Source organism: Streptomyces sp. NBC_00019, from assembly GCF_045041015.1.
Lineage (GTDB): Bacteria > Actinomycetota > Actinomycetes > Streptomycetales > Streptomycetaceae > Streptomyces.
Window position 1 is genome coordinate 5,706,954 of sequence record NZ_CP108302.1, and the last position, 20,192, is coordinate 5,727,145.

The following is a 20,192-nucleotide window of genomic DNA, read 5'->3' on the forward strand; positions in this document are numbered from 1 at the left end:
GCGCCGTCCGCGTCCAGTGCCTCAATGGCGAATGACCGGCATGCCCGTCGCCGCCAACTCCCCTGAAGCACAATGGACCTTCATGCGGTTCACCGTGACGCAGGGGAGGCGTGAGGCATGGCTGCCGGAACGGCCGGAGGGGCGACCGAGCGGGTCGAGGCGGAACGGCCGCTTCTGGAACACCTCAAGGCGATGGGGTGGCAGTACATCGAGGGTGCCCGGCTGAAGGAGGCGGGGGAGCGGGGCGACTTCCGGGAGGTGCTGCTGGAGCGGCGCCTGCGGGCCGCCCTGCGCCGTTCCTCGTCCTGGATGAAGAGCGACGCGCACGCCGAGGCGACCATTTCCGCGCTCCGGGCCGCCACCCGCCACGTGTCCGCCCAGTCGCTGCCGCAGGCCAATCGCGATGTCACCACGCTCCTGCTGTACGGCGACATGCAGCAGGGGCCCGATGACAAGCAGGTGCAGGCGAAGTTCTTCGACTGGTCGCGCGAGGCGCTGGAGGGCAGCCGCGAGGAGGTCCTGGCCCGTAACGACTACCTCGTCGTCGACCAGTTCCGGGTGCACGACGCGGATGGGAGGCCGTCCGTGCTGGACCTCGTCCTCTTCGTGAACGGCATCCCGCTCGTCATCATCGAGTGCAAGTCGCCGGACATACCCGACCCACTCGGCAAGGCCATCCGTGACCTCCGGGCCTACACCGGTCGCCCACTGGACGACGACACCCGGCGCGGCTCCGGTGCGCCCAGAGGTGTGCCGCACCTGTTCGTCCCGGCGCAACTCCTCGTGGCCGCCGACGGAACGCACGCCGCGCTCGGCACGTACTCCTCGGCCGAGCAGCACTACGCGTTGTGGCGCAGTGTCACCCCGGACTACGGCGATCCGGACCGGCCGGGGGACGACGGTGCCGAGGATCTGCGCCGTGAGCTGCGGGGGTGGGGGCTGCTTGGCCCGGAGGAGGCGCCCACCCTTCAGCAGCGCCTGAGCGCGATCGTTCTCAGGCCGGGGAACCTCCTCAACATCGTCCGGCACTACGTCTTCGAGAAGCCGGTCGACGAGGACAGCGGCGATCGTACGAAGAGTCGCTTCAAGGCCGCCGAGCCGAAGACGGTCAAGGTGGTCTGCCGTCACCAGCAGTACCGGGCCACCGAGAAGATCGTGGCGCGGCTGCGCACCCGGCCGAGTCGTCGTGTCACCGGAGGGGACCGGGACGAGCGGGGCGGTGTCATCTGGCACACGCAGGGTGCCGGCAAGAGTTTCACCATGCAGTTCCTGGCCCGACGACTGCACATGAGCCCGGACCCCGCCCTGAACGGGATCACACTGGTCGCCATCACCGACCGTACCGACCTGCAGCGGCAGCTGCGGCGGGCCGTGGCGCTGAGCGACTCAGAGATCCGGGAGGCCACCTCCCGTACGGACCTGGAGCGCCTGCTCCGCCGGGCCGGACGCGCCGGCGGACGAGCGGTGATCTTCGCGACGATCCAGAAGTTCCTCGGCGACCTGGCCCCTGCCACGGGGGAGGGGAAGGACACAGCCGACGGCGAGGACAAGGCGCTGGCCGAGGACTTCGAGCAGGCACGACGACGGCTGGAGGCGGGCGAGAGCGCCGAAGAGGTCGCCGACCCCACGCCGGACGAACGGACGTTGAGCCGCGCGGAGCGGATCTTCCCCGAGTGCAGCGACGAGGACCGGGTCCTGGTTCTCGTCGACGAGGCCCACCGCTCGCACACCTCCGTCCTGCACGCCTGTCTGCGCAAGGCTCTGCCGAACGCGGCCCGGGTCGGATTCACCGGTACCCCGCTGATGCAGGGCCGGCTCACCGACACCGGGCGCATCTTCGGCCTGGAGCCGAGCAGTGAATCCGGCGGGGCCCCCGAGTTCCTCGACACGTACCGCATGACCGAAGCCGAACGCGACAAGGTCGTCGTGCCCGTCCGCTACGCGGGCCGCGCCACCACCGCCGAGGTGCGTGACAGGGAGCGGCTGGACGCGTGCTTCGAGGACCTGATCGAGCCGTTGGACGAGGAGCAGCAGGAACGCGTGCGGGAGAAGTACGGCGCACCCTCCGCGCGGGTCGTGGCGGAGTCGGTGCCGATGATCCGGCGCAAGGCGATCGACATGCTGGAGCACTATGTCGCCGGACCGCTCACCGGTGGGTTCAAGGCACAGATTGCCGCGGTGAGCCGACGGGCCGCGGTCACCTACCGCAGCGCCCTGCGTGAGGCGCGGACCGATCTGCTGCGCCGGGTCGAGGAGTTCGACGACTGCGGGCGGCGTGAGGCCTTGCGGGACAAGCTCCCGGAGACGTACACCGCCGAGGAATCGCTCCTGCTGCGTGCCTGGCAGTTCCAGGAACTGCTGCGGAGGATCGACTTCGTGCCGGTGATCTCCGCCGGAGCCGAGCAGAAGGAGGGAGTGTGGCGCGAGTGGACCGACCCGGAGGAGCAGCGCAAGCACATCGCACGTTTCCTGCGGCCCTTCCCCCAACTGCCGCCCGACAACCCCTGGGTGACCTATCCGGCCGCCGAGCCCGACCCAGTACCGGCCGAATCCGTGGGCGACATGAACCCCTGGAGCGATCTGGTCTTCGGCGGCGGCGCCGCATCCGGCGGCGACAACGGACGGGATGAGGCGGGGCAGCCACCCATCGCGTTCCTCATCGTCAAGTCGATGCTGCTCACCGGATTCGACGCCCCCATCGAGCAGGCGCTCTACCTGGACAGGCCTATCCGCGACGCCGAACTCCTCCAGGCGATCGCCCGCGTCAACCGCCCAGCCCGCCGGAAGCGGGAGGGGCTGGTCGTCGACTACTACGGTGTCCTGAACAACCTCGGCGTGACCCTGGCCGCCTACCGGGGTAACCCGCCCGCCCTGGACTCGCTGCGCAGCATGGCCGACGAGATCCCGGAGATGAAGCGGACAGCCGATCTGGTGCGCGAGTTCCTGGCTGCGGCGGGCATCGACCCGGACGGCCTCACCTCTCGCGCGGCCTTCAGCAGCGCTGTGCTCGCGCTCGGGGACCCCGCGGTACGCGCCGGGTTCGACACCCGGCTGGGCGATTTCCTGGGTGCGGTGGACCGCGTCCTGCCGCACGAGAAGGCACTGGACCACCTGCACGACGTACGGGCGTGGAGTGTGCTCCAGATGCGTGTGCGCCGCCACTACCGGGACGACACCGGTGGCGGCTTCGCGATGCGGGGGTACGGCCGAAAGGTGCGAGCCCTGATCGCCGAACACCTTCGGGCACAGGAGATCGAGCAGAAGATCCCGCCCGTCTCCATCCTCGCCCCGGACTTCGACGAGGTGGTCGGCACCCTTCCCGTACACGAGGCGGCAGCTGAGCAGGTGCAGGGCCTGCGCTACCACCTGGAGGAGCGCCTGGCGGTCGAGGAACGACCGGTGTACCGGCAGCTCTCCGTCGAGTTGGAGCGGGTGCTGGAGGAGTTCGCCGGGAACTGGGAGGAGATCTCGCGCGAACTCCTGCCGTTGGTCGACCGGGCCCGGCGGGCGGAGGAGGCGGATCCCGCCGTCGCCGACCTGTCGCCGATGGAGCAGCGACTGTACGTGCTGATCGGCGAGAAGCTGACGGAGAGCGAGACCTTGGAGGATGCGTCTCCGGAGCGGCTGCGTCGTCTTGTCGACGAGGTCTACGACGAGATCACAGCCACCGTGCGCATGGCCTCGTTCGGCGGGAGGGAGCGCCATGTGACGTTGTTGGAGGCGCGTCTCTACGAACGGTTGCGGGCCGCCGGGCTGCGCAGCTCGGGCGCGGGCCGTGAGGCGGTCAAACGGCTCGCTTCGGCGCTCGCGGGATATGCGACGGAGCACCTTGCGGAGTTCCGGGCCGAGGCCCGGCAAGAATAAGTCCATGACCGATGCCCAGCCCGCCGACGCCGAGGCCCGATCGGCTGAGCCCGAGATCACGGAAGATGGGCCCTTGCTGGTCGACGGGCGTGAGCTGTGCGTCCGGATCAGCTCACGGCGGCGTCGCCTTGGCCTGACCGTTGAGCGGGACCAGTCCCTGACCCTGCATGTTCCCCAGGGGTGCAGCATTCGGCGGGCTGAACAGTTCGTGCGGGAAAGCGGTGATTGGATCGGCGGCAAAACCCGCCTCAGCGACGAACGCCGTCAACTGCATCCTGTCCGTACTCTCCGGGACGGGGAGATTCATCGATACCTGGGACGGGACTACCGGCTTCTGATCGTCGGTGACGAGGAAGACGGAGACGAGGGGCCCGACGGCTCGACCGCGACGCCCGTAAAGCTCGTAGCCGGACGGCTGCGCATGGACAGCTGCGTCGCCGCCGATCCGGCCCTCGCGAAGAAGGCACTCGCCGACTGGTACATCCAGGCCGGGCAGCGCTGGGTGCGAGGGCGGCTCCAGCCGTGGGCAGCTCGGATGGACGTCCCGGAGGCAGCGGTGCAGGTACGGGATCTGGGCCATCGATGGGGTAGCTACCGTTCCGGGGCGGTGGGCGGGGGAGTCGTCTCGCTTCACTGGGCGACCTTCCAACTGCCGATCCACCTGATCGACTATGTCGTCGCACATGAGTTGGCGCATGTGCGCGTGTCCGGTCACGGACTTGAGTACTGGCGGTTGCTCGGCAGGGCCCTCCCTGAGTGCCGTCGGTTGAAGACGGAACTGGATGAACTAGGGAGGCGAGTATGGATGGGTGACCTGGCCGGTTGATTGCCCATCCGGGATTCCCACGGAGCGGGGCGCCCGCGTCGACTCCGCCGCTCCATCGACTCCACAGGTCACCTCCTGGCCGGTCATGGAACTCCTTGACCGGCCCATGGCCTTTTCCTGGTTCCGCCTGGAAGCGGGGGAACGCAACTATCTACGCGGGTAGTTGTACCCCTCCTCCCTCTCCAGTCCCAGGAGCTCCGTATGCCCGTCAGTCCCATGAACCGTCGCGAGTTCGTGCAGAAGTCGGCTGTCACCGGTGTGGCCGTGGCCGCGGCGGGGGCCGTCGCCACAACGCCCGCCCAGGCTGCCGAACGCAAGCCCAAGACCTGGTCGTTCTCCGTCCTCGGCACCACCGACCTGCACAGCCACGTCTTCGACTGGGACTACTACAAGGACGCGGCCTACAGCGACGCCAAGGGCAACTCCGTCGGGGTCGCGCGCGTCGCCACGCTCATCAAGCAGCAGCGCGAGGCCAAGGGCGAGGAGCGCGTCCTGCTCGTCGACGCCGGCGACATCATCCAGGGCACCTCGCTCGCGTACTACTTCGCGCGCGTGCAGCCGATCACCGGCAAGGGCGTCAAGCACCCGATGGCCGTCGCCATGAACCACATGCGCTACGACGCCGCCGCCCTCGGCAACCACGAGTTCAACTACGGCATCGAGACCCTGCGCAGGTTCGAGAGCCAGTGTCGCTTCCCGCTGCTCGGCGCCAACGCGCTGGACGCCAAGACCCTGAAGCCCGCCTTCGCGCCGTACACCGTGAAGCGGATCTGTGTGCCGGGCGCCCCCGACATCAAGGTCGGCATCCTCGGCCTCACCAACCCGGGCATCGCGCTGTGGGACAAGGACAACGTCAGCGGGAAGATGGTCTTCCCGGGGCTGGTGGAGCAGGCGAAGAAGTATGTGCCCCGGCTGCGGGCGCTCGGCTGTGACGTCGTCTTCCTGACCGACCACTCGGGCCTCGACGGGTCGACGTCCTACGGCGACGCGCTCCCGTACGTCGAGAACGCCTCCAACCTCGTCGCCGAGCAGGTCCCGGGCATCGACGCGATCCTGGTCGGCCACACCCACGTCGAGGTGCCCTCGTACACCGTGAAGAACGCCGAGACCGGCGACGAGGTGCTGCTGTCGGAGCCGTACTGCTGGGGCTACCGGCTGAGCGTCTTCGACTTCGAGGTCGAGCTGGAGCACGGCCGCTGGAAGGTCACCAAGAAGACCGCGCAGACCCTCGACCCCAAGTCCGTGGACGAGGACCCGGAGATCAGGAAGCTCCTGGAGGTCGACCACGAGCTGGTGGTGAAGTACGTCAACACCGCCGTGGGCACCTGCACCGAGGACCTCTCGGCCGCCGAGTCCTGCTGGAAGGACGTCCCCATCATGGACTTCATCCACCAGGTCCAGATGGACACGGTGAAGGCCGGCCTGTCGACGTCCGACGCGGCCCTCCCGCTGATCTCGGTCGCCGCGCCCTTCTCCCGCACCGCCGACATCCCCGCGGGCAGCGTGACCATCAAGGACATCGCCGGGCTCTACATCTACGACAACACCCTCTACGGCAAGAAGCTCACGGGCGCGCAGTTCAAGGACTACCTGGAGTTCGGGGCGAAGTACTACCACCAGGTGCCCGCCGGCACGGAAGTCGACACCGCGACCCTCACCAACGCCAACAGCTTCTGGGACTACATGTACGACACGGCGGCCGGAGTCTCGTACGACATCGACATCGCGGCCGCCGAGGGTTCGCGGATCAAGAACCTGACCTACGGCGGTACGGCCGTGGCCGACGACCAGGTCTTCGTCGTCGCCGTCAACAACTACCGGGCCAACGGCGGTTCGGGGTACCCGCACATCGCCGACGCGGACATCGCCTACAGCTCGACGAACGAGATCCGGCAGCTGATGATCGACTACGTGACGGCGAAGGGGGCCCTGAACCCGGCGGACTTCGCGGTCACCAACTGGAAGCTGACGCAGGGCGGGACGGCCGTGTTCTAGGGTCCCGGGGTGGACGGGGGGATCATGATCGAGGAGTTCGAGGCGCACCGGGCGCGGCTGCGTGCCGTGGCCTACCGGATGCTCGGGTCGATCGGCGAGGCCGACGACGCGTTGCAGGACGCGTGGTTGCGGGTCAGCCGGGCGGACACGGGGGACGTGGAGAACCCGGCGGGGTGGCTGACGACGGTGGTCGCGCGGGTGTGTCTGAACATGCTGCGCTCGCGTGAGCACCGGCGCGAGGAGCCGCTGGAGCGGGCCGCGGCCGTGAGTGTGGCCGACCCCGAGGAGGAGGCGCTGCTCGCCGACTCGGTGGGCCTCGCGCTGCTCGTCGTCCTCGACACCCTCGCCCCGGCGGAACGGCTGGCCTTCGTCCTCCACGACATGTTCCAGGTGCCCTTCGACGAGATCGCCCCGCTGATCGAGAAGACCCCGGCGGCGACACGGCAGTTGGCGAGCCGTGCCCGGCGCCGCGTCAAGGGAGCGCCGTCCCCCTCGGCCGACCTGCCGCGCCAGCGCCGGGTGGTCGGCGCCTACCTCGCCGCGACGCGCGGCGGCGACTTCGACGCGCTGCTCGCCCTGCTCCACCCCGACGTGGTCCTGCGCGCCGACCGCGCGGTCGTACCGACCCCCGAACCGATCCTCGTCTCCGGCGCCCGCCCGGTGGCCGAGGGCGCGATGGCCTCCACGGGCCGGGCGCGGTTCGCGGATCTCGTCCTGGTCGACGGGGGGATCGCCATGGCGATGCTGGAGGCGGGGCGCCTGCGGGTGCTGCTCCGGTTCACCTTCGACGGCGATCTGATCAGCGAGATCGATGTGATCGCGGAGCCGGAACGGCTGGCAGGGCTGGAACCAGCTATCGGGCATACGATGTAAACAAGTGCAAATCGGGCAGACAGGGGAAGGTGAGTGCGATGCGCGTACTGCTGAAGGCGAGTCTGGACACCGAGAGGTCGAACGAGGCCATCCGGAACGGCACGCTGGGGAAACTGATCCAGGAGTCGGTGGAGCAGATCAAGCCCGAAGCGGCCTACTTCACCGCCGAGGACGGCAACCGCACCGCCTACCTGGTGTTCGACATGGAGGACGTCTCCCAGATGCCGGCGATCAGCGAGCCGTTCTTCCTCAACCTGGGCGCGAAGATCTCCTACACGCCGCTGATGAACCTCGACGACGTCAAGAAGGGCCTCTCGCAGCTCGGGCAGTGACCTTCAGCTGAAGATGATCATCGACCCCTGTGCCAGGCTCCGGGTCGCCGCCGCGTGCAGGCCCAGCCACACATGCCGCTCACGGGCGAAGGGGCTGGGGTCGTACGGCGCGGGGACGGCCGGCTCCTCCAGTTCCGTGGGGCCCAGCGGCGGTTGGGGGGCCGCCGGAGGGTTGGCCGGGTCGATGCCGATCGAGGGGGCCACCAGCTCCAGCTCCCGCAGCAGCGTCTGGGAGGAACCCAAGGGGCCGCCGCCGGCCAGGAGTTCGTCGTTGGCCAACGGGTGCGGGAAGTCCACCGGGACATAGGCGCCGGCGTGGTCGTAGTGCCAGACCAGATGGGACTGCTGGGCCGTCGTCTCGAACATCTCCAGCAACTGCTCGTAGTCCCCGCCCAGTTCGTCCACCGGCGTCACCGGCAGACCGCACATCTGGAGGAGATACGCGCGGCGCAGGAAGTGCAGCGCGTCGTAGTCGAAGCCGGCCACCGGGGCGACCTCACCGGACAGGCCCGGCATGTACTGGTACACCGGCACCGGTGGCAGCCCGGCCTCGGCGAGCACCTTGTTGTATTGCGCGAGTTCCTCGGCGAACGGGTTGTCGGGCGTGTGGCACAACACGTCGACGAGCGGTACCAGCCACAGGTCACAGGCCAAAGAAGGCTCCTCGCATAGCACGGTGTAGCGAAGTGGTCAGGGAAGAGTAATCGGTCCGGCGTGCCGTGGCTTCCCCCCGGGCGGTGTCAGCTGCTCTGCTGCAGGTCCCATACCCACACCCGCGGCCGGCTCACGTCCGGGGGCTCATCCGCCGGTCAGTCGCTCGACCACCTCGAGCGAGTGCGCGTTGTACGCGGCGACGATCTCCCGCGCCGCCGTGGTGTCCCGGAGGACGAGAGCGTCGATCAGTTCGGTGTGCTCGGCCCACAGCTGTCCGCGCAGCTCCGTGAGGCGGCGCAGGTGCTGTACCGCGCACACCCAGGACTGGACGCGCAGCCGGTGCAGGAAGTCGGCGAGGTAGGGGTTGCCGAACACGGCGCTCAACTCGCGCCAGAACCGCAGGTCGTAGCCGATCAGAACGGTGAGGTCCCCGGCGAGGGCGGCCCGTTGCGCCTCCTCGCCACGCCGTCGCACCCCGGCGAGGGCGGCGAGGACACGGGAGTTGTCGGGGTCGTGGACGAACCCCTGGTGGCCGCCGTCCAGCGCGTGGAACATGCCGTCGATGACGAGGCTGCGGGCCTCGATGATGCCCCGGTAGTCGGCCAAGGAGTACTCGTGCACGCGGAAACCGCGATGCTGGTCCGCCTCCAGGAGACCTTGAGCGGACAGGTCGACGAGCGCCTCGCGGACCGGGGTCGCGGAGACCCCGTACTGCTCGGCGATCTCCTTGACCGTGAACTCCTGACCCGGCTGGAGACGCCCCGCGAGCACCTCGTCGCGAAGCGCGTCGGCGATCTGCTGCCGCAGGGTGCTGCGGGTCACGGCGCCGTTGCCGCTGCTGCCGGGCATGGTCGGCCTCTCCCTGATGGCGGTCGGGTGGTGTGCTCGTACACGTATGTCTACGAGCACGCCACCTTACGCGTTCGGGTTTTCGGCGTTTACCCGCGTAGCGCGCGTCACAGGGCCTGCGGCTACCGCGTGTGCTCGTCCGCCACGGAGAGCGCCGCGTCCAGCGCCGAGAGACCTTCCTTCAGCTCGGCCTCGGTGATGTTGCACGGCGGCACGACATGGGTGCGGTTCATGTTGATGAACGGCCAGATGCCGTGCTTCTTGGCGGCGGCGCCGAACGCGAGCATCGGGGCGTTGGCCTCACCGGCCGCGTTGTACGGCACCAGCGGCTCGCGGGTCTCCTTGTTCCTGACCAGGTCGAGCGCCCAGAACATGCCGACACCGCGGACCTCGCCCACGGAGGGGTGGCGCTCCGCGAGGTCCCGCAGCGCGGGCTCCAGGACCTCGGAGCCGAGCCGGGCGGCGTTCTCGACGACACCCTCCTCCGCCATCACGTTGATCGTGGCGACGGCGGCGGCACAGGCCAGCGGGTGCCCCGAGTACGTCAGACCACCGGGGTACGGCCGCTTGCCGAAGGTCTCCGCGATCTCGGCGGAGATGGCGACACCGCCGAGCGGCACGTATCCGCTGTTCACGCCCTTGGCGAAGGTCATCAGGTCGGGCGTGACATCGAACAGGTCGGCCGCGAACCACTCACCGGTCCGCCCGAACCCGGCCATGACCTCGTCCAGGATGAAGACGATCCCGTACTTGTCGCAGATCTCGCGCACACCGGCGAGGTAGCCAGGCGGCGGGACCATGATTCCGGCGGTGCCGGGGATCGTCTCGAGGATGATCGCGGCGACTGTGGCCGGCCCCTCGAAGGCGATCGTCGTCTCCAGGTGCTCCAGCGCCCGCGCGCACTCCTGCTCCTCCGTCTCCGCGTAGAAGCGGGAGCGATACAGGTACGGCGCCCAGAAGTGCACGACGCCCGCGGAGGCGCTGTCGGAGGCCCAGCGGCGCGGGTCACCGGTGAGGTTGATCGCCTGCTGGGTGCCGCCGTGGTACGAGCGGTAGGCGGCGAGCACCTTGGACCGGCCCGTGTGCAGGCGGGCCATGCGCACGGCGTGCTCCACCGCGTCGGCGCCGGCGTTGGTGAAGAAGATCTTGTCCAGGTCGCCGGGCGTCCGCTCGGCGATCAGCCGGGCCGCCTCGGAACGGGCCTCGACGGCGAAGGCGGGCGCGAACGTGGACAGGGTTGCGGCCTGTTCCTGGATCGCGGCGACGACCTTCGGGTGCTGGTAGCCGATGTTGGTGTAGACGAGCCCGCTGGTGAAGTCGAGGTACCTGTTGCCGTCGTAGTCCCAGAAGTACGACCCCTCGGCGTCGGCGACGGCGAGCGGGTCGATGAGCTCCTGCGCGGACCAGGAGTGGAACACATGAGCGCGGTCCGCGGCCTTGACGGCGGCGCCGACCTCGGGGTTTGGCTGAGGGGTCATGCGAGTGAGCGTAAATGTCCGCGATACGGAAGCGGTATCGGCGTCCTGTCTGTGGACGCGGGCTTTCCACGACAGGTTGTCCAGAGACGCTTGTGGCGATTCATTGACAGTACGCTGTCGAAGTGACAGCATGTTGTCATCGCAGGGTTGAGGACGACCGAGGAGGCAGCCATGAGCCGCAAGCCCGTGCATCTCGCCGTGTACGACACCTACGCCGACTGGGAGACCGGCCACGCGACGGCGTATCTCGCCCGCGCCGGCTACGAGATCCGTACGGTCGGCCCGGGCCGCGAGCCGGTGACCTCCGTCGGAGGGCTGCGGGTCCAGCCCGCGGACGCCCTGGACGACGTACGACCCGACGACAGCTCCCTGCTGATCCTCCCGGGCGCCGATCTCTGGACTGTGACACCAGCCGCTGCCGCGGCGGGGAGCGATCGGTTGGCGCCCTTCGCCCGCAAGGCGCGGGAGTTCCTGGCCGCCGGGGTGCCCGTCGCCGCGATCTGCGGGGCGACGGCGGGGCTCGCGCGGGAGGGGCTGCTCGACGACCGGGAGCACACCAGCGCGGTCTCCTTCTATCTCGCGGCCACGGAGTACAAGGGCGGTTCCCGATACGTGGACGCCGACGCCGTCACCGACCGCGGACTGATCACCGCCGGGCCCACCGAGCCCGTCGCCTTCGCGCGGGAGATCTTCGGGCTTCTCGGGGTGTACGAGGGTGAGGTGCTGGACGCCTGGTACCGGCTCTTCCACGACTCCGACGTGACGGCGTACGCCGTGCTGGAGGGGGCTCGGTGAGCAGGGAGCGGCAGGAACTGCTCAGCCGTGGCGCGCTCGGGGTCTTCCGGCTCAACGGGCAGTTCCTGGGCGTCGCCGAGGAGTTGGCGAAGCCCGCCGGGCTCACCGCCGCCTGGTGGCAGGTGCTCGGAGCGGTGCTCGGGGAGCCGTTGCCGGTGTCCGGGATCGCCCGGGCGATGGGGATCACCCGGCAGAGTGTGCAGCGCATCGCCGATCTGCTGGTCGAGCGCGGTCTCGCCGAGTACCGCGACAACCCCGCCCACCGCCGCGCCAAGCTCCTCGCGGCCACCGAGGAGGGGCTCGCGGCGGTCCGGCGGATCGACCCCGGGCACGCGGCCTTCGCCGACCGGCTCGCCGATGCTTTCGGGGAGGACGAACTGGCGGACGCCGTACGGCTCATGGAACGGCTGTCGAAGGTACTGGAGCAGCTCGGCCCGCCGGTGACGCAAGCGGATCGGTCCTCCCCCAGTGCTGAACGCCTGGGGGGACCCCCATCGGAACCGTAGAACGTGCGTCGCTGACCTCCTCGTTTTTTGCCCGCACTATCGTGGTGCTTCGCACTGGGGCACGCACGGGGGAGTTCGGGGGAGGGGCTGCGATGGAGAGCCTGGGGGCGGGGGATCCGCAGAGGATCGGGGCGTACCGGCTGCTGGCGCGGCTCGGGGCCGGCGGGATGGGACAGGTGTATCTCGCCAGGTCGGACCGGGGACGTACCGTCGCCGTCAAGCTGGTGCGCGAGGAGCTGGCCGCGCAGGAGGAGTTCCGGGCGCGGTTCCGGCAGGAGGTGCAGGCCGCCCGGCAGGTCGGCGGGTACTGGACCGCGCCCGTCCTCGACGCCGACACCGAGGCCGGCGTGCCCTGGGTCGCCACCGGGTATGTCGCCGGGCCCAGCCTCCAGCAGGTCGTCGGGCACGACCACGGGGCGCTGCCCGAGCGGTCGGTGAAGATCCTCGCCGCGGGGCTCGCGCACGCGCTCAGGGACATCCACGCGGCCGGGATCGTGCACCGGGATCTCAAGCCGTCCAATGTGCTGGTGACGATCGACGGCCCCCGTGTCATCGACTTCGGCATCGCACGGGCCCTGGAGACGGTGACCGACGGGGGGCTGACGCGGACCGGCGCGCTCGTCGGGTCGCCCGGATTCATGGCGCCCGAGCAGGTGCGGGGCGACCGGATCACGCCGGCCTGCGATGTGTTCTGCCTCGGCTCGATACTCGCGTACGCCGCCACCGGCAAGCTTCCCTTCGGGGCCGGGGGGAGCGGTGTGCACGCCCTGATGTTCCGGATCGCCCAGGAGGAACCCGACCTGGAGGGCGTGCCCGAGGGGATCGCCGAGCTCGTCCGCGACTGTCTGAAGAAGGACCCGGCGAAACGGCCGACGCTGGACCAGGTGCTGGAGCGGACCGGGGCCGAGGACACGGTGTCCGACGGACGGTCGCGGGACCCGTGGCTGCCGAGCGCGCTGGTGGCACAACTCGGGCGGCATGCGGTGCAGTTGCTGGACGCGGAGGATCCGGAGGGGCCGGGTGCGGGATCCGGTGCGGGTGCGGGCTCCAGCCCTGGTGCGGCCCCCGGCTCCGGCTCCGCTGAAGCCTCGCCCGAGCACGCCCCCGCGCCCGCCGACGGCACCCCGCCTTCCCCGGGCCGGCCGGGTGAGGGCGCGCCGCTGAACCACCTGCCCACGGTCGTCGCGGGACAGGGCGCCCGGACTCCCCCACCGACGCCGACGAGCGGGCCGGGCCAACCGCAGCACCCGTACGGCCCCCCGCCCGCCCACCCCGGATACGGCGCCGACCCGCAGACGCCCCCGCCGTACGGCCCCCCGCCCGGCCACCCCGCCTACGGCCATCCCCAGCAGCACCCGCAACACCCCCAGGCCCAGCCCTCGGCGTACGGATATCCCCAGCAGCCGCAGGCCCCGGCGTACGGCCACCCGTCCCAGCCCGGCGCCCCTTCGCCGTACAACCCCTACGGCGGCCCCGGCCACACCCCGCCCTACGGCCCCGGCCCCGGCTTCACCCCGCCTCCCGAACCCCAGCGCCGCAACGGCCGTTCCACCGCCGTCCTGGTCGTCGTCGCCCTGGTCGTCGCGCTCGGCGCGGGTGGCTCGGTCTACGCGCTGATGAACAGCGACGGCGGCGACGACGACAAGGCCGGTCCCACTCCCACCCCCACCACGAGCGCCCCCACGACACCGGGCCCCACCACCCCGGAGCCCTCGCCGACGCCCACCACCTCGGCTCCGACGGACGGCAGCATCCCGGCCGGCTATCTCGGCACCTGGACCAGCACCATCGACAACTCCGAGGGCTCGCACGCCCGTCAACTCACCATCCAGGAGGGCGAGGTGGGCGACACCGTCCTCTCGCTCGTCGCCGACGGCCCCGACTACCACTGTGTGTTCGAGGCGGACCTGACCGAAGCGCCGGCCGACAACGGACCGTTGCAGATCGGCCCGTCCACGGTGACGGTCGGCGAGCCCGCCTCCTCCTGCTCGCCGGGCGCGGCCAGCGAGGTCACCCTGCTGTCGAACGGCACCCTGGAGCGAGTGAACGCGAGCAACGGGGAGAAGCTGACGTACACGAAGCAGTAGCCCGAACTCCTGCTGCCCATAAGGCTGTTGCACTCACACCGTGGTCCGCGAGTGCGGCCGTCTTCCGTGCGAGCGGCAAGAGGAGTTGGGTGGGGGACGGCATCCCCGATCCCAGGAGGACGCATGCGTCCCAGCAGGAGAACGGTTCTGACCGCGACGGGAGCGGCGACGGCCGCTGCTTGCACGAGCGGCGGTACGGCCGAGGCGACCCCCTCGGCCGGCCCTTCCTCCGCCGTACCTTCCTCGGCCGGTACGGCGGCACCCCCGGGCAGCCGCCCCCCGGCCACGGCCCAGCCCCCGACCCGTGAACTCCGCGCCCTGCTCCGGGAGATCGACCCGGACCGCATCGAGGCGACCGTTCGCAAGCTCGCCTCCTTCGGCACCCGCCACACCCTCTCCGCCCAGGACGACCCGGCCCGCGGCATCGGCGCCGCCCGCGACTGGCTGCTGGCAGAGCTGCGCTCGTACGCCGAGGCCTCCGGTGGCCGGATGACCGCCGAACTCCAGTCGTACGTCCAGGAACCGGGCCCCCGGATCCCGACGGCGACCCGCATCACCAACGTCGTCGCGACCCTGCGCGGTTCGGTCACTCCCGAGCGGATCTACGTCGTCTCCGGGCACTACGACTCCCGGGTCACCGACGTCATGGACGCCACCTCGGACGCGCCGGGCGCCGACGACGACGCGTCCGGTGTGGCGGTGGCGCTGGAGCTGGCGAGGGTGATGGCGAAGCGGCGCCCCGCCTCGACGATCGTGTTCGCGGCCGTGGCGGGGGAGGAGCAGGGCCTGTTCGGATCGGCGTACATGGCCCAGCGGTTCAAGGCGGCCGGGGCGGATGTGCAGGGCATGTTCACCAACGACATCGTCGGCAGCTCGACCGCCGACGACGGTACGAAGGACCCGTACACCATCCGCCTGTTCGCGGAAGGCGTCCCGTCCTCCGAGACCGCCGAACAGGCCGCGATCCGTCGCTCGGTCGGCGGCGAGAACGACTCGGGGACGCGTCAACTCGCCCGTTTCGTACGGGACGTGGCCGACAACGACGCCACCGGCATGAACGTCCGGGTCGTCTACCGCCGGGACCGCTACCGCCGTGGCGGCGACCACATCCCCTTCCTCGAACGCGCCTACCCGGCCGCCCGCTTCACCGAGCCCGCCGAGGACTTCGCCCACCAGCACCAGGACGTACGCGTCGAGGACGGCAAGCAGTACGGCGACCTGCCCGAGTTCTGCGACTTCGCCTTCATCGCCCGGGTGGCCAGGGTGAACGGCGCCGCCCTGTGGACCCTGGCCCAGGCCCCCGGCACCCCCCGGGGCGCGAAGATCGTCACGACGAACCTCACCAACGCCACGGAGCTGGTGTGGACCCGGGGCACGGAACCGGACCTGGCCGGCTACGAGATCGTATGGCGGGAGACGACGGCGCCGGAGTGGACGCATGTCGTCCCGGTCGGCGATGTGACGAGGCACGAGGTGGACCTGTCGAAGGACAACGTGTTCTTCGGGGTGCGGGCGGTGAACGCGAAGGGGCTGAAGAGCCCGGTGGCGTTCCCGGACCCACAGGCCTAGATCCACCCCTGTTGCCAGGCGTGATGGGCCGCCGCATGTCGCGTGGTGGCCCCCAGCTTGGACATGGCGGCCGAGAGATAGTTACGGACGGTGCCCTGAGCCAGATGCACCTGCGCGGCGATCTCGGCCACCGACGCCCCCGTACGGGCCGCCCGCAACACCTCCAGCTCCCGCTCGCTGAGCGGACAGTCGTCCTCCGTCAACGCGGACGCGGCGATGTCCGGATCGACGTAGCGGCGCCCGGCGGCGATGTCACGGAGGATCTCCGCGAGCCGGGCCGCGGGGGTCGTCTTGGGCACGAACCCGCGGACACCGGCGGCCAGGGCTCGGCGCAGCACGGCCGGCCGGGCGTGCCGGGTCACGATGACGACGTGGGTGTCCTGGCGGGCGGCCCGGATCTCCTCGGCGGCGCGCAGTCCGTCCGTGGGCGGCATCTCCAGATCCAGTACGGCGATGTCGGGCCGGTGCTCCAGGGCGAGCCGTACGGCATCGGTCGAGGTGGCGGCCTCCGCGACCACGGTGAGGTCGTCCTCCAGGGAGAGGAGCGCGACGAGGGCGCCGCGCAGGAGGTCCTCGTCGTCGGCGAGGAGGAGCCGGATCACTCTGCGGTCCTCTGTACGGGCAGGGTCGCGGTCACCACGAAACGGTCGCCGTCCTCGCGTTCCCAGGTCAACTCCCCGCCCGCGGACCGCAGTCGCTCGGCGAGGCCCAGCAGGCCGGTGCCGTCGCCGGTGCCGGGGTGCTCGTGGGCCCGGTCATTGCTGATCCGCAGCAGGGCCTGCTCCCCGCTGACGCGGTAGTCGACCTCGGCGTGCCGGGCCTGACTGTGGCGGAGCACATTGGTGGTGGCCTCGCGCACGACGAGGCCGAGGAGCTGACGGGTGGAGTCGCTCAACTCCTCCTGGGGAAGGGTCGGTTCCAGGTTCATGCGCGCGTCGATCCCGGCCGCCGCCAGCACCCGGGTGGCGTTGGCGATCTCGCCGTCGAGGGTGGTCCGGCGAATGCCCCGCACCACGGCGCGCGTGTCCCGCAGCGCGTCCGCGCACAGCTGCCGTATCTCCTGCATCTCGCCGGAGGCACGCGCGGGATCGACCTCGGCGATCCGTGAGGCCAACTCCGCCTTCAACGCGATGACTTGCAGATGATGCCCCTGGATGTCATGCAGGTCGGAGGCGAACCGCAGCCGCTCGTCCTTCACCGCCAGCTCCGCCTCCAGCCGCCGCGCCCGGTCGAGCCGCCCCGCGATCCGCCAGGCCCACAGCGGCCCGAGTACGGTCCACACGGTGAACGCGGTCAGACCGGCCGGGAAGAGAGCGGCGTACGCCAACTCCTCATCCCCCGCGAGCAGGTTCACGGCACTGCCCGGCACCAGCGCGAGGACGACGGCACCGCCGATCAGCCACCGCTTCCCGGCCGCGGAGAGATAGACGGCCACGATCGCCACGGTCACGGCCGGGGCGACCGCCCACAGCCCGTAGTTGTGCCGGGCAAGGGGCGGCACGGCGAGCGCGGCCGCGGCGAGACAGGCGGTGACCAGCCACCCCGCGAGCGGCCGCAGGACCGGCGTGCGGTCCTCCATCGCCCCGCTGAGCAGCACGGCGGCGGCCACGGCATGGACACCCAGCGCCGGAACCACCGGCGCCCGCGCCCACAGCGGCACGTCCCCGTCCAGGGCCCAGCTCCCGTACGCCAGCACCAGCACACAGACGACGGTCCCCGGCACGGCCCACCACGTGTAGCGCCGGAAACTCGTGAGCCCCGCCCCGTTGTCCACGCGGCCATTCTGGCAGCGCCCGGATGACAGATGTCATACGACGACGTGCACGGTCGGCACTACTGACGCTCCCTCGGTCCCGCCACTCTGAAGGGCGTGGGGACATACCCCACCCCGGTACCACCGAGGAGGCGCCATGCAACACGTACGGCACCACGGTTTCGCCCGCCACTACGTCGAGATGATCCTCGCGATGCTGGTCGGCATGCTCGTCCTCGGCGCGGCCCTGCGGGGCGTCCTGGCGCTCACGGACATCGCGTACGACATGTCCCGCCAACCCCGACTGGTCACGCTGGAAATGGCGTTCACGATGTCCGCCGGCATGGCCTTCTGGATGCGCCGCCGAGGTCACGCCTGGCCCGGCATCGGCGAGATGTGCGGCGCGATGTTCCTTCCCGCACTGGTCCTCGTACCGCTTCTGTCCCTGGACGTCGTGGACCCCGACGCGGCGATGGCGTGGGAGCACCTCGCGATGCTGCCGCTGATGTTCGTCGTCATGCTGCGGCGGCGGACGGAGTACGGCGCGTGAACGCGCATGCGGTGACCCGCCGTTGGCCCACCTGCCTGGCCGTCGCGATCTGGGCCGCCCAGGCCGCGGCAGGCGCTTCCGACACCCTGGACGAGTCGGTCACCGGGTTCGGGGAGGTCCTGCCGCTGCTGCCGCTGCTGTACGTGGTGATCAACCAGATCGGCACGCCCCGGTCGACCTGGCCGGTGCTCGGCGGAGGCCTGGTGCTCGTGTTCGGCCTCCAGGCACTGGACCTGGTGTCGCCGGCGGGGGTGATGGTCGGGATCGCGTTGGGGGTGCTGCTGTGGGGGGCGGTGCGGGGTGCTCCGCACGGACGGGAGGGGTTGTGGCTTCAGACGGCGGGGGTGGTGGCCTTCGGGGCGCTCGCGTTGACCGGCCTGCTGGTGGACCCGGACGTGGGCCTCTGGCTGGTCGCGGCGGGTTGGTTCTTCCACGGGCTCTGGGACTTGGCGCACCTGGCACTGGAGCGACTCAAGGGCATCGTGGCGCCCACCTTCGCGGAGTGGTGCGCGGTGGTGGACGCGCTGGTAGGGGTCGAACTTCTCGTCCTACGGTGAGGGGAACCCACCTAGGGGCGCGGGGCTGTATCGATGTGCGGCTACCGCCGCGTGGGCGCGACCAGCCACGACGGCGCCGCACCCCTACGACGACCCCAGCCCCAACGGCGCCCCGGTCACCGAGGCTCCGGCGGCCGCTGCCGAGGCATGTTCGGCCGAGCCCCGCCCGCACCCGGCGGCAAGGGGAACCGCCCCTGGACCACATTCCCGTCCCCCCGGGCCGCCCCCGCGACACCCCCCTGAATCCCCAACGGCGCCGACCCCGTCCGAAACTCCACCATCCAGTCCGCGGTCTCCACCCGCACCAACTCGGTCACGTCCTCGGAAAACCTCCGCAGCACCCCGAGACACCGGTCGGCCGCCTCCCCCGCGGTCCCCTCGGCCGGCCCCAGAACCTCCCGCACACTCTCCGAGGCCCAGTCGAACTGCAGCACCTGCAACCGCCGCTGCACGGCCTGCGCGGTGGCCACATCCCTTATCCACCCGGACGTCACCCCGAAGAACCGGTCCACGGCCACGCACGCGACAGCGAGCAACAGCGCCAGATACCCCCAGCCAGCGCCCCCGCCGACGACCCCCGTGAGGTCCAGCAGAGGCAGCGCGGCACCGGCCACCCCCCCGGCCGCGGCCCCGCACCGCAGGGCCCGCGCCCCCCGCCGCTTCCACACCCGGTCCGCGAGGTACCACGCGGCGGTGTCGAGCGCCCCGCGCTCCACCCACCGGTACAGCTCGTCGAGACGGAGCGCGGGCTCGCCCCAGTCCCCGAGCGGAAACGTCCGTCCCGTCAGGTCGCCCGGCCGCGGCCCGACCGCCTCCCCGCCCCGCCCGTCCTGAGGCGGACCCTCGGGCTGCATCTCCGGCTGACCCACCCGGCACTCCCTACTGATCACGGCCGATCACGCTGTGTGACGCATGGTGCTGACGCGCCGGGTCTTTCCTACCGCCCAATGGGTGGCGAAGGTGCGGCTTTCACTCCTTTTCCGCCCGGAAGTGGGCCTTGATCAGGTATAGGACTCGACAACATCTCACTCGAAAGAGTGCCGGAGCGATGGCTGCGTGGAGCACGTAGGCTCATCACAGAGGACAAAGACGCAGACCTATGAGCGGGAGCTGATCGTGATCCCCGGTGGTGGCCAGCCCAATATGCAGCAGCTGCTCCAGCAGGCCCAGAAGATGCAGCAGGACCTGGCGAACGCGCAGGAGGAGCTGGCGCGGACCGAGGTCGACGGCCAGGCGGGCGGCGGCCTGGTCAAGGCGACGGTGACCGGCTCCGGTGAACTCCGCGCGCTGAAGATCGACCCGAAGGCGGTGGACCCGGAGGACACCGAGACCCTCGCCGACCTGATCGTCGCCGCCGTACAGGCGGCCAACGAGAACGCCCAGACCCTCCAGCAGCAGAAGCTGGGCCCGCTCGCCCAGGGCCTGGGCGGCGGCATTCCGGGTCTGCCTTTCTAAGAAGGGCGTCCGGCAACTACCGTACGTACCCAAGGAACCCAGGAAGGGT

General features: G+C 70.5%; 18 protein-coding genes. 12 read left to right on the forward strand and 6 right to left on the reverse strand.

What is annotated here, in order from left to right; translation table 11 throughout:
* The first annotated feature begins 117 nt into the window (after positions 1 to 117).
* From OHU89_RS26960 to OHU89_RS26980, 5 genes are all read left to right on the forward strand, one after another.
* A complete protein-coding gene (locus OHU89_RS26960; protein WP_405646512.1) occupies positions 118 to 3,864 on the forward strand; it encodes a type I restriction endonuclease subunit R in 3,747 nt (1,248 codons plus the stop codon).
* A 4-nt stretch (positions 3,865 to 3,868) separates the two neighbouring features.
* Positions 3,869 to 4,690, forward strand: coding sequence for a M48 family metallopeptidase (locus OHU89_RS26965; RefSeq protein WP_405646515.1), 822 nt, complete (start codon positions 3,869 to 3,871; stop codon positions 4,688 to 4,690).
* A gap of 201 nt (positions 4,691 to 4,891) precedes the next feature.
* Positions 4,892 to 6,685 carry a bifunctional metallophosphatase/5'-nucleotidase gene (locus OHU89_RS26970; protein WP_405646517.1) on the forward strand — a complete coding sequence of 598 codons (1,794 nt, stop codon included), beginning with the start codon at positions 4,892 to 4,894 and terminating at the stop codon, positions 6,683 to 6,685.
* A gap of 24 nt (positions 6,686 to 6,709) precedes the next feature.
* The gene (locus OHU89_RS26975) at positions 6,710 to 7,558 is read left to right on the forward strand and encodes a sigma-70 family RNA polymerase sigma factor (protein ID WP_267016481.1); all 849 of its coding nucleotides are present in this window, start codon (positions 6,710 to 6,712) and stop codon (positions 7,556 to 7,558) included.
* 38 nt (positions 7,559 to 7,596) lie between these two features.
* Positions 7,597 to 7,890: a hypothetical protein gene (locus tag OHU89_RS26980; protein ID WP_405646520.1), complete on the forward strand. Its 294-nt coding sequence runs from the start codon at positions 7,597 to 7,599 to the stop codon at positions 7,888 to 7,890.
* A 3-nt stretch (positions 7,891 to 7,893) separates the two neighbouring features.
* Here OHU89_RS26980 and OHU89_RS26985 read toward each other — a convergent pair whose 3' ends face one another.
* From OHU89_RS26985 to OHU89_RS26995, 3 genes are all read right to left on the reverse strand, one after another.
* Positions 7,894 to 8,544, reverse strand: a complete 651-nt coding sequence (locus tag OHU89_RS26985) for a hypothetical protein (protein ID WP_046262278.1) — start codon at positions 8,542 to 8,544, stop codon at positions 7,894 to 7,896.
* Positions 8,545 to 8,688: 144 nt separating this feature from the next.
* A complete protein-coding gene (locus tag OHU89_RS26990; RefSeq protein WP_405646523.1) occupies positions 8,689 to 9,393 on the reverse strand; it encodes a GntR family transcriptional regulator in 705 nt (234 codons plus the stop codon).
* Positions 9,394 to 9,515: 122 nt separating this feature from the next.
* Positions 9,516 to 10,871 (reverse strand): aspartate aminotransferase family protein, encoded by a 1,356-nt coding sequence (locus tag OHU89_RS26995; protein ID WP_405646524.1) that lies wholly within the window; start codon positions 10,869 to 10,871, stop codon positions 9,516 to 9,518.
* Positions 10,872 to 11,042: 171 nt separating this feature from the next.
* Between OHU89_RS26995 and OHU89_RS27000 the strand changes: the two genes are divergently transcribed.
* The 4 genes from OHU89_RS27000 to OHU89_RS27015 all read left to right on the forward strand — a co-directional run bounded on the left by OHU89_RS27000 (position 11,043) and on the right by OHU89_RS27015 (position 15,828).
* Entirely contained in the window at positions 11,043 to 11,666 is a 624-nt protein-coding gene (locus tag OHU89_RS27000; protein WP_405646526.1) for a DJ-1/PfpI family protein, read from the forward strand.
* Complete coding sequence (locus OHU89_RS27005; protein WP_405646528.1) at positions 11,663 to 12,172, forward strand: MarR family winged helix-turn-helix transcriptional regulator; 510 nt, start codon at positions 11,663 to 11,665, stop codon at positions 12,170 to 12,172. The genes OHU89_RS27000 and OHU89_RS27005 overlap by 4 nt, the downstream gene beginning before the upstream one ends.
* A 92-nt stretch (positions 12,173 to 12,264) precedes the next feature.
* Positions 12,265 to 14,259, forward strand: coding sequence for a serine/threonine-protein kinase (locus tag OHU89_RS27010; RefSeq protein ID WP_405646531.1), 1,995 nt, complete (start codon positions 12,265 to 12,267; stop codon positions 14,257 to 14,259).
* Positions 14,260 to 14,382: 123 nt separating this feature from the next.
* On the forward strand, positions 14,383 to 15,828 hold the full coding sequence (locus OHU89_RS27015; RefSeq protein ID WP_405646533.1) for a M28 family metallopeptidase: 1,446 nt from the start codon (positions 14,383 to 14,385) through the stop codon (positions 15,826 to 15,828).
* Here the strand turns inward: OHU89_RS27015 and OHU89_RS27020 are convergent.
* Together OHU89_RS27020 and OHU89_RS27025 are read right to left on the reverse strand one after the other, a co-directional pair.
* The gene (locus OHU89_RS27020; protein ID WP_307027957.1) at positions 15,825 to 16,430 is read right to left on the reverse strand and encodes a DNA-binding response regulator; all 606 of its coding nucleotides are present in this window, start codon (positions 16,428 to 16,430) and stop codon (positions 15,825 to 15,827) included. The genes OHU89_RS27015 and OHU89_RS27020 overlap by 4 nt on opposite strands.
* Entirely contained in the window at positions 16,427 to 17,602 is a 1,176-nt protein-coding gene (locus tag OHU89_RS27025; RefSeq protein WP_405646535.1) for a sensor histidine kinase, read from the reverse strand. Before OHU89_RS27025 ends, OHU89_RS27020 begins: the two co-directional genes overlap by 4 nt.
* 136 nt (positions 17,603 to 17,738) lie before the next feature.
* Here OHU89_RS27025 and OHU89_RS27030 point away from each other — a divergent pair, with 136 nt between their 5' ends.
* Together OHU89_RS27030 and OHU89_RS27035 are read left to right on the forward strand one after the other, a co-directional pair.
* Positions 17,739 to 18,131, forward strand: coding sequence for a hypothetical protein (locus OHU89_RS27030; RefSeq protein WP_405646537.1), 393 nt, complete (start codon positions 17,739 to 17,741; stop codon positions 18,129 to 18,131).
* Entirely contained in the window at positions 18,128 to 18,688 is a 561-nt protein-coding gene (locus tag OHU89_RS27035; protein WP_405646539.1) for a hypothetical protein, read from the forward strand. The genes OHU89_RS27030 and OHU89_RS27035 overlap by 4 nt, the downstream gene beginning before the upstream one ends.
* Before the next feature lie 116 nt (positions 18,689 to 18,804).
* On the opposite strand, the gene OHU89_RS27040 is transcribed toward OHU89_RS27035, so the two are convergent.
* Positions 18,805 to 19,557, reverse strand: coding sequence for an SLATT domain-containing protein (locus OHU89_RS27040; RefSeq protein WP_405646541.1), 753 nt, complete (start codon positions 19,555 to 19,557; stop codon positions 18,805 to 18,807).
* 247 nt (positions 19,558 to 19,804) lie between these two features.
* Between OHU89_RS27040 and OHU89_RS27045 the strand changes: the two genes are divergently transcribed.
* Positions 19,805 to 20,143, forward strand: coding sequence for a YbaB/EbfC family nucleoid-associated protein (locus tag OHU89_RS27045; protein ID WP_079309378.1), 339 nt, complete (start codon positions 19,805 to 19,807; stop codon positions 20,141 to 20,143).
* The last annotated feature ends 49 nt before the right edge of the window (positions 20,144 to 20,192 follow it).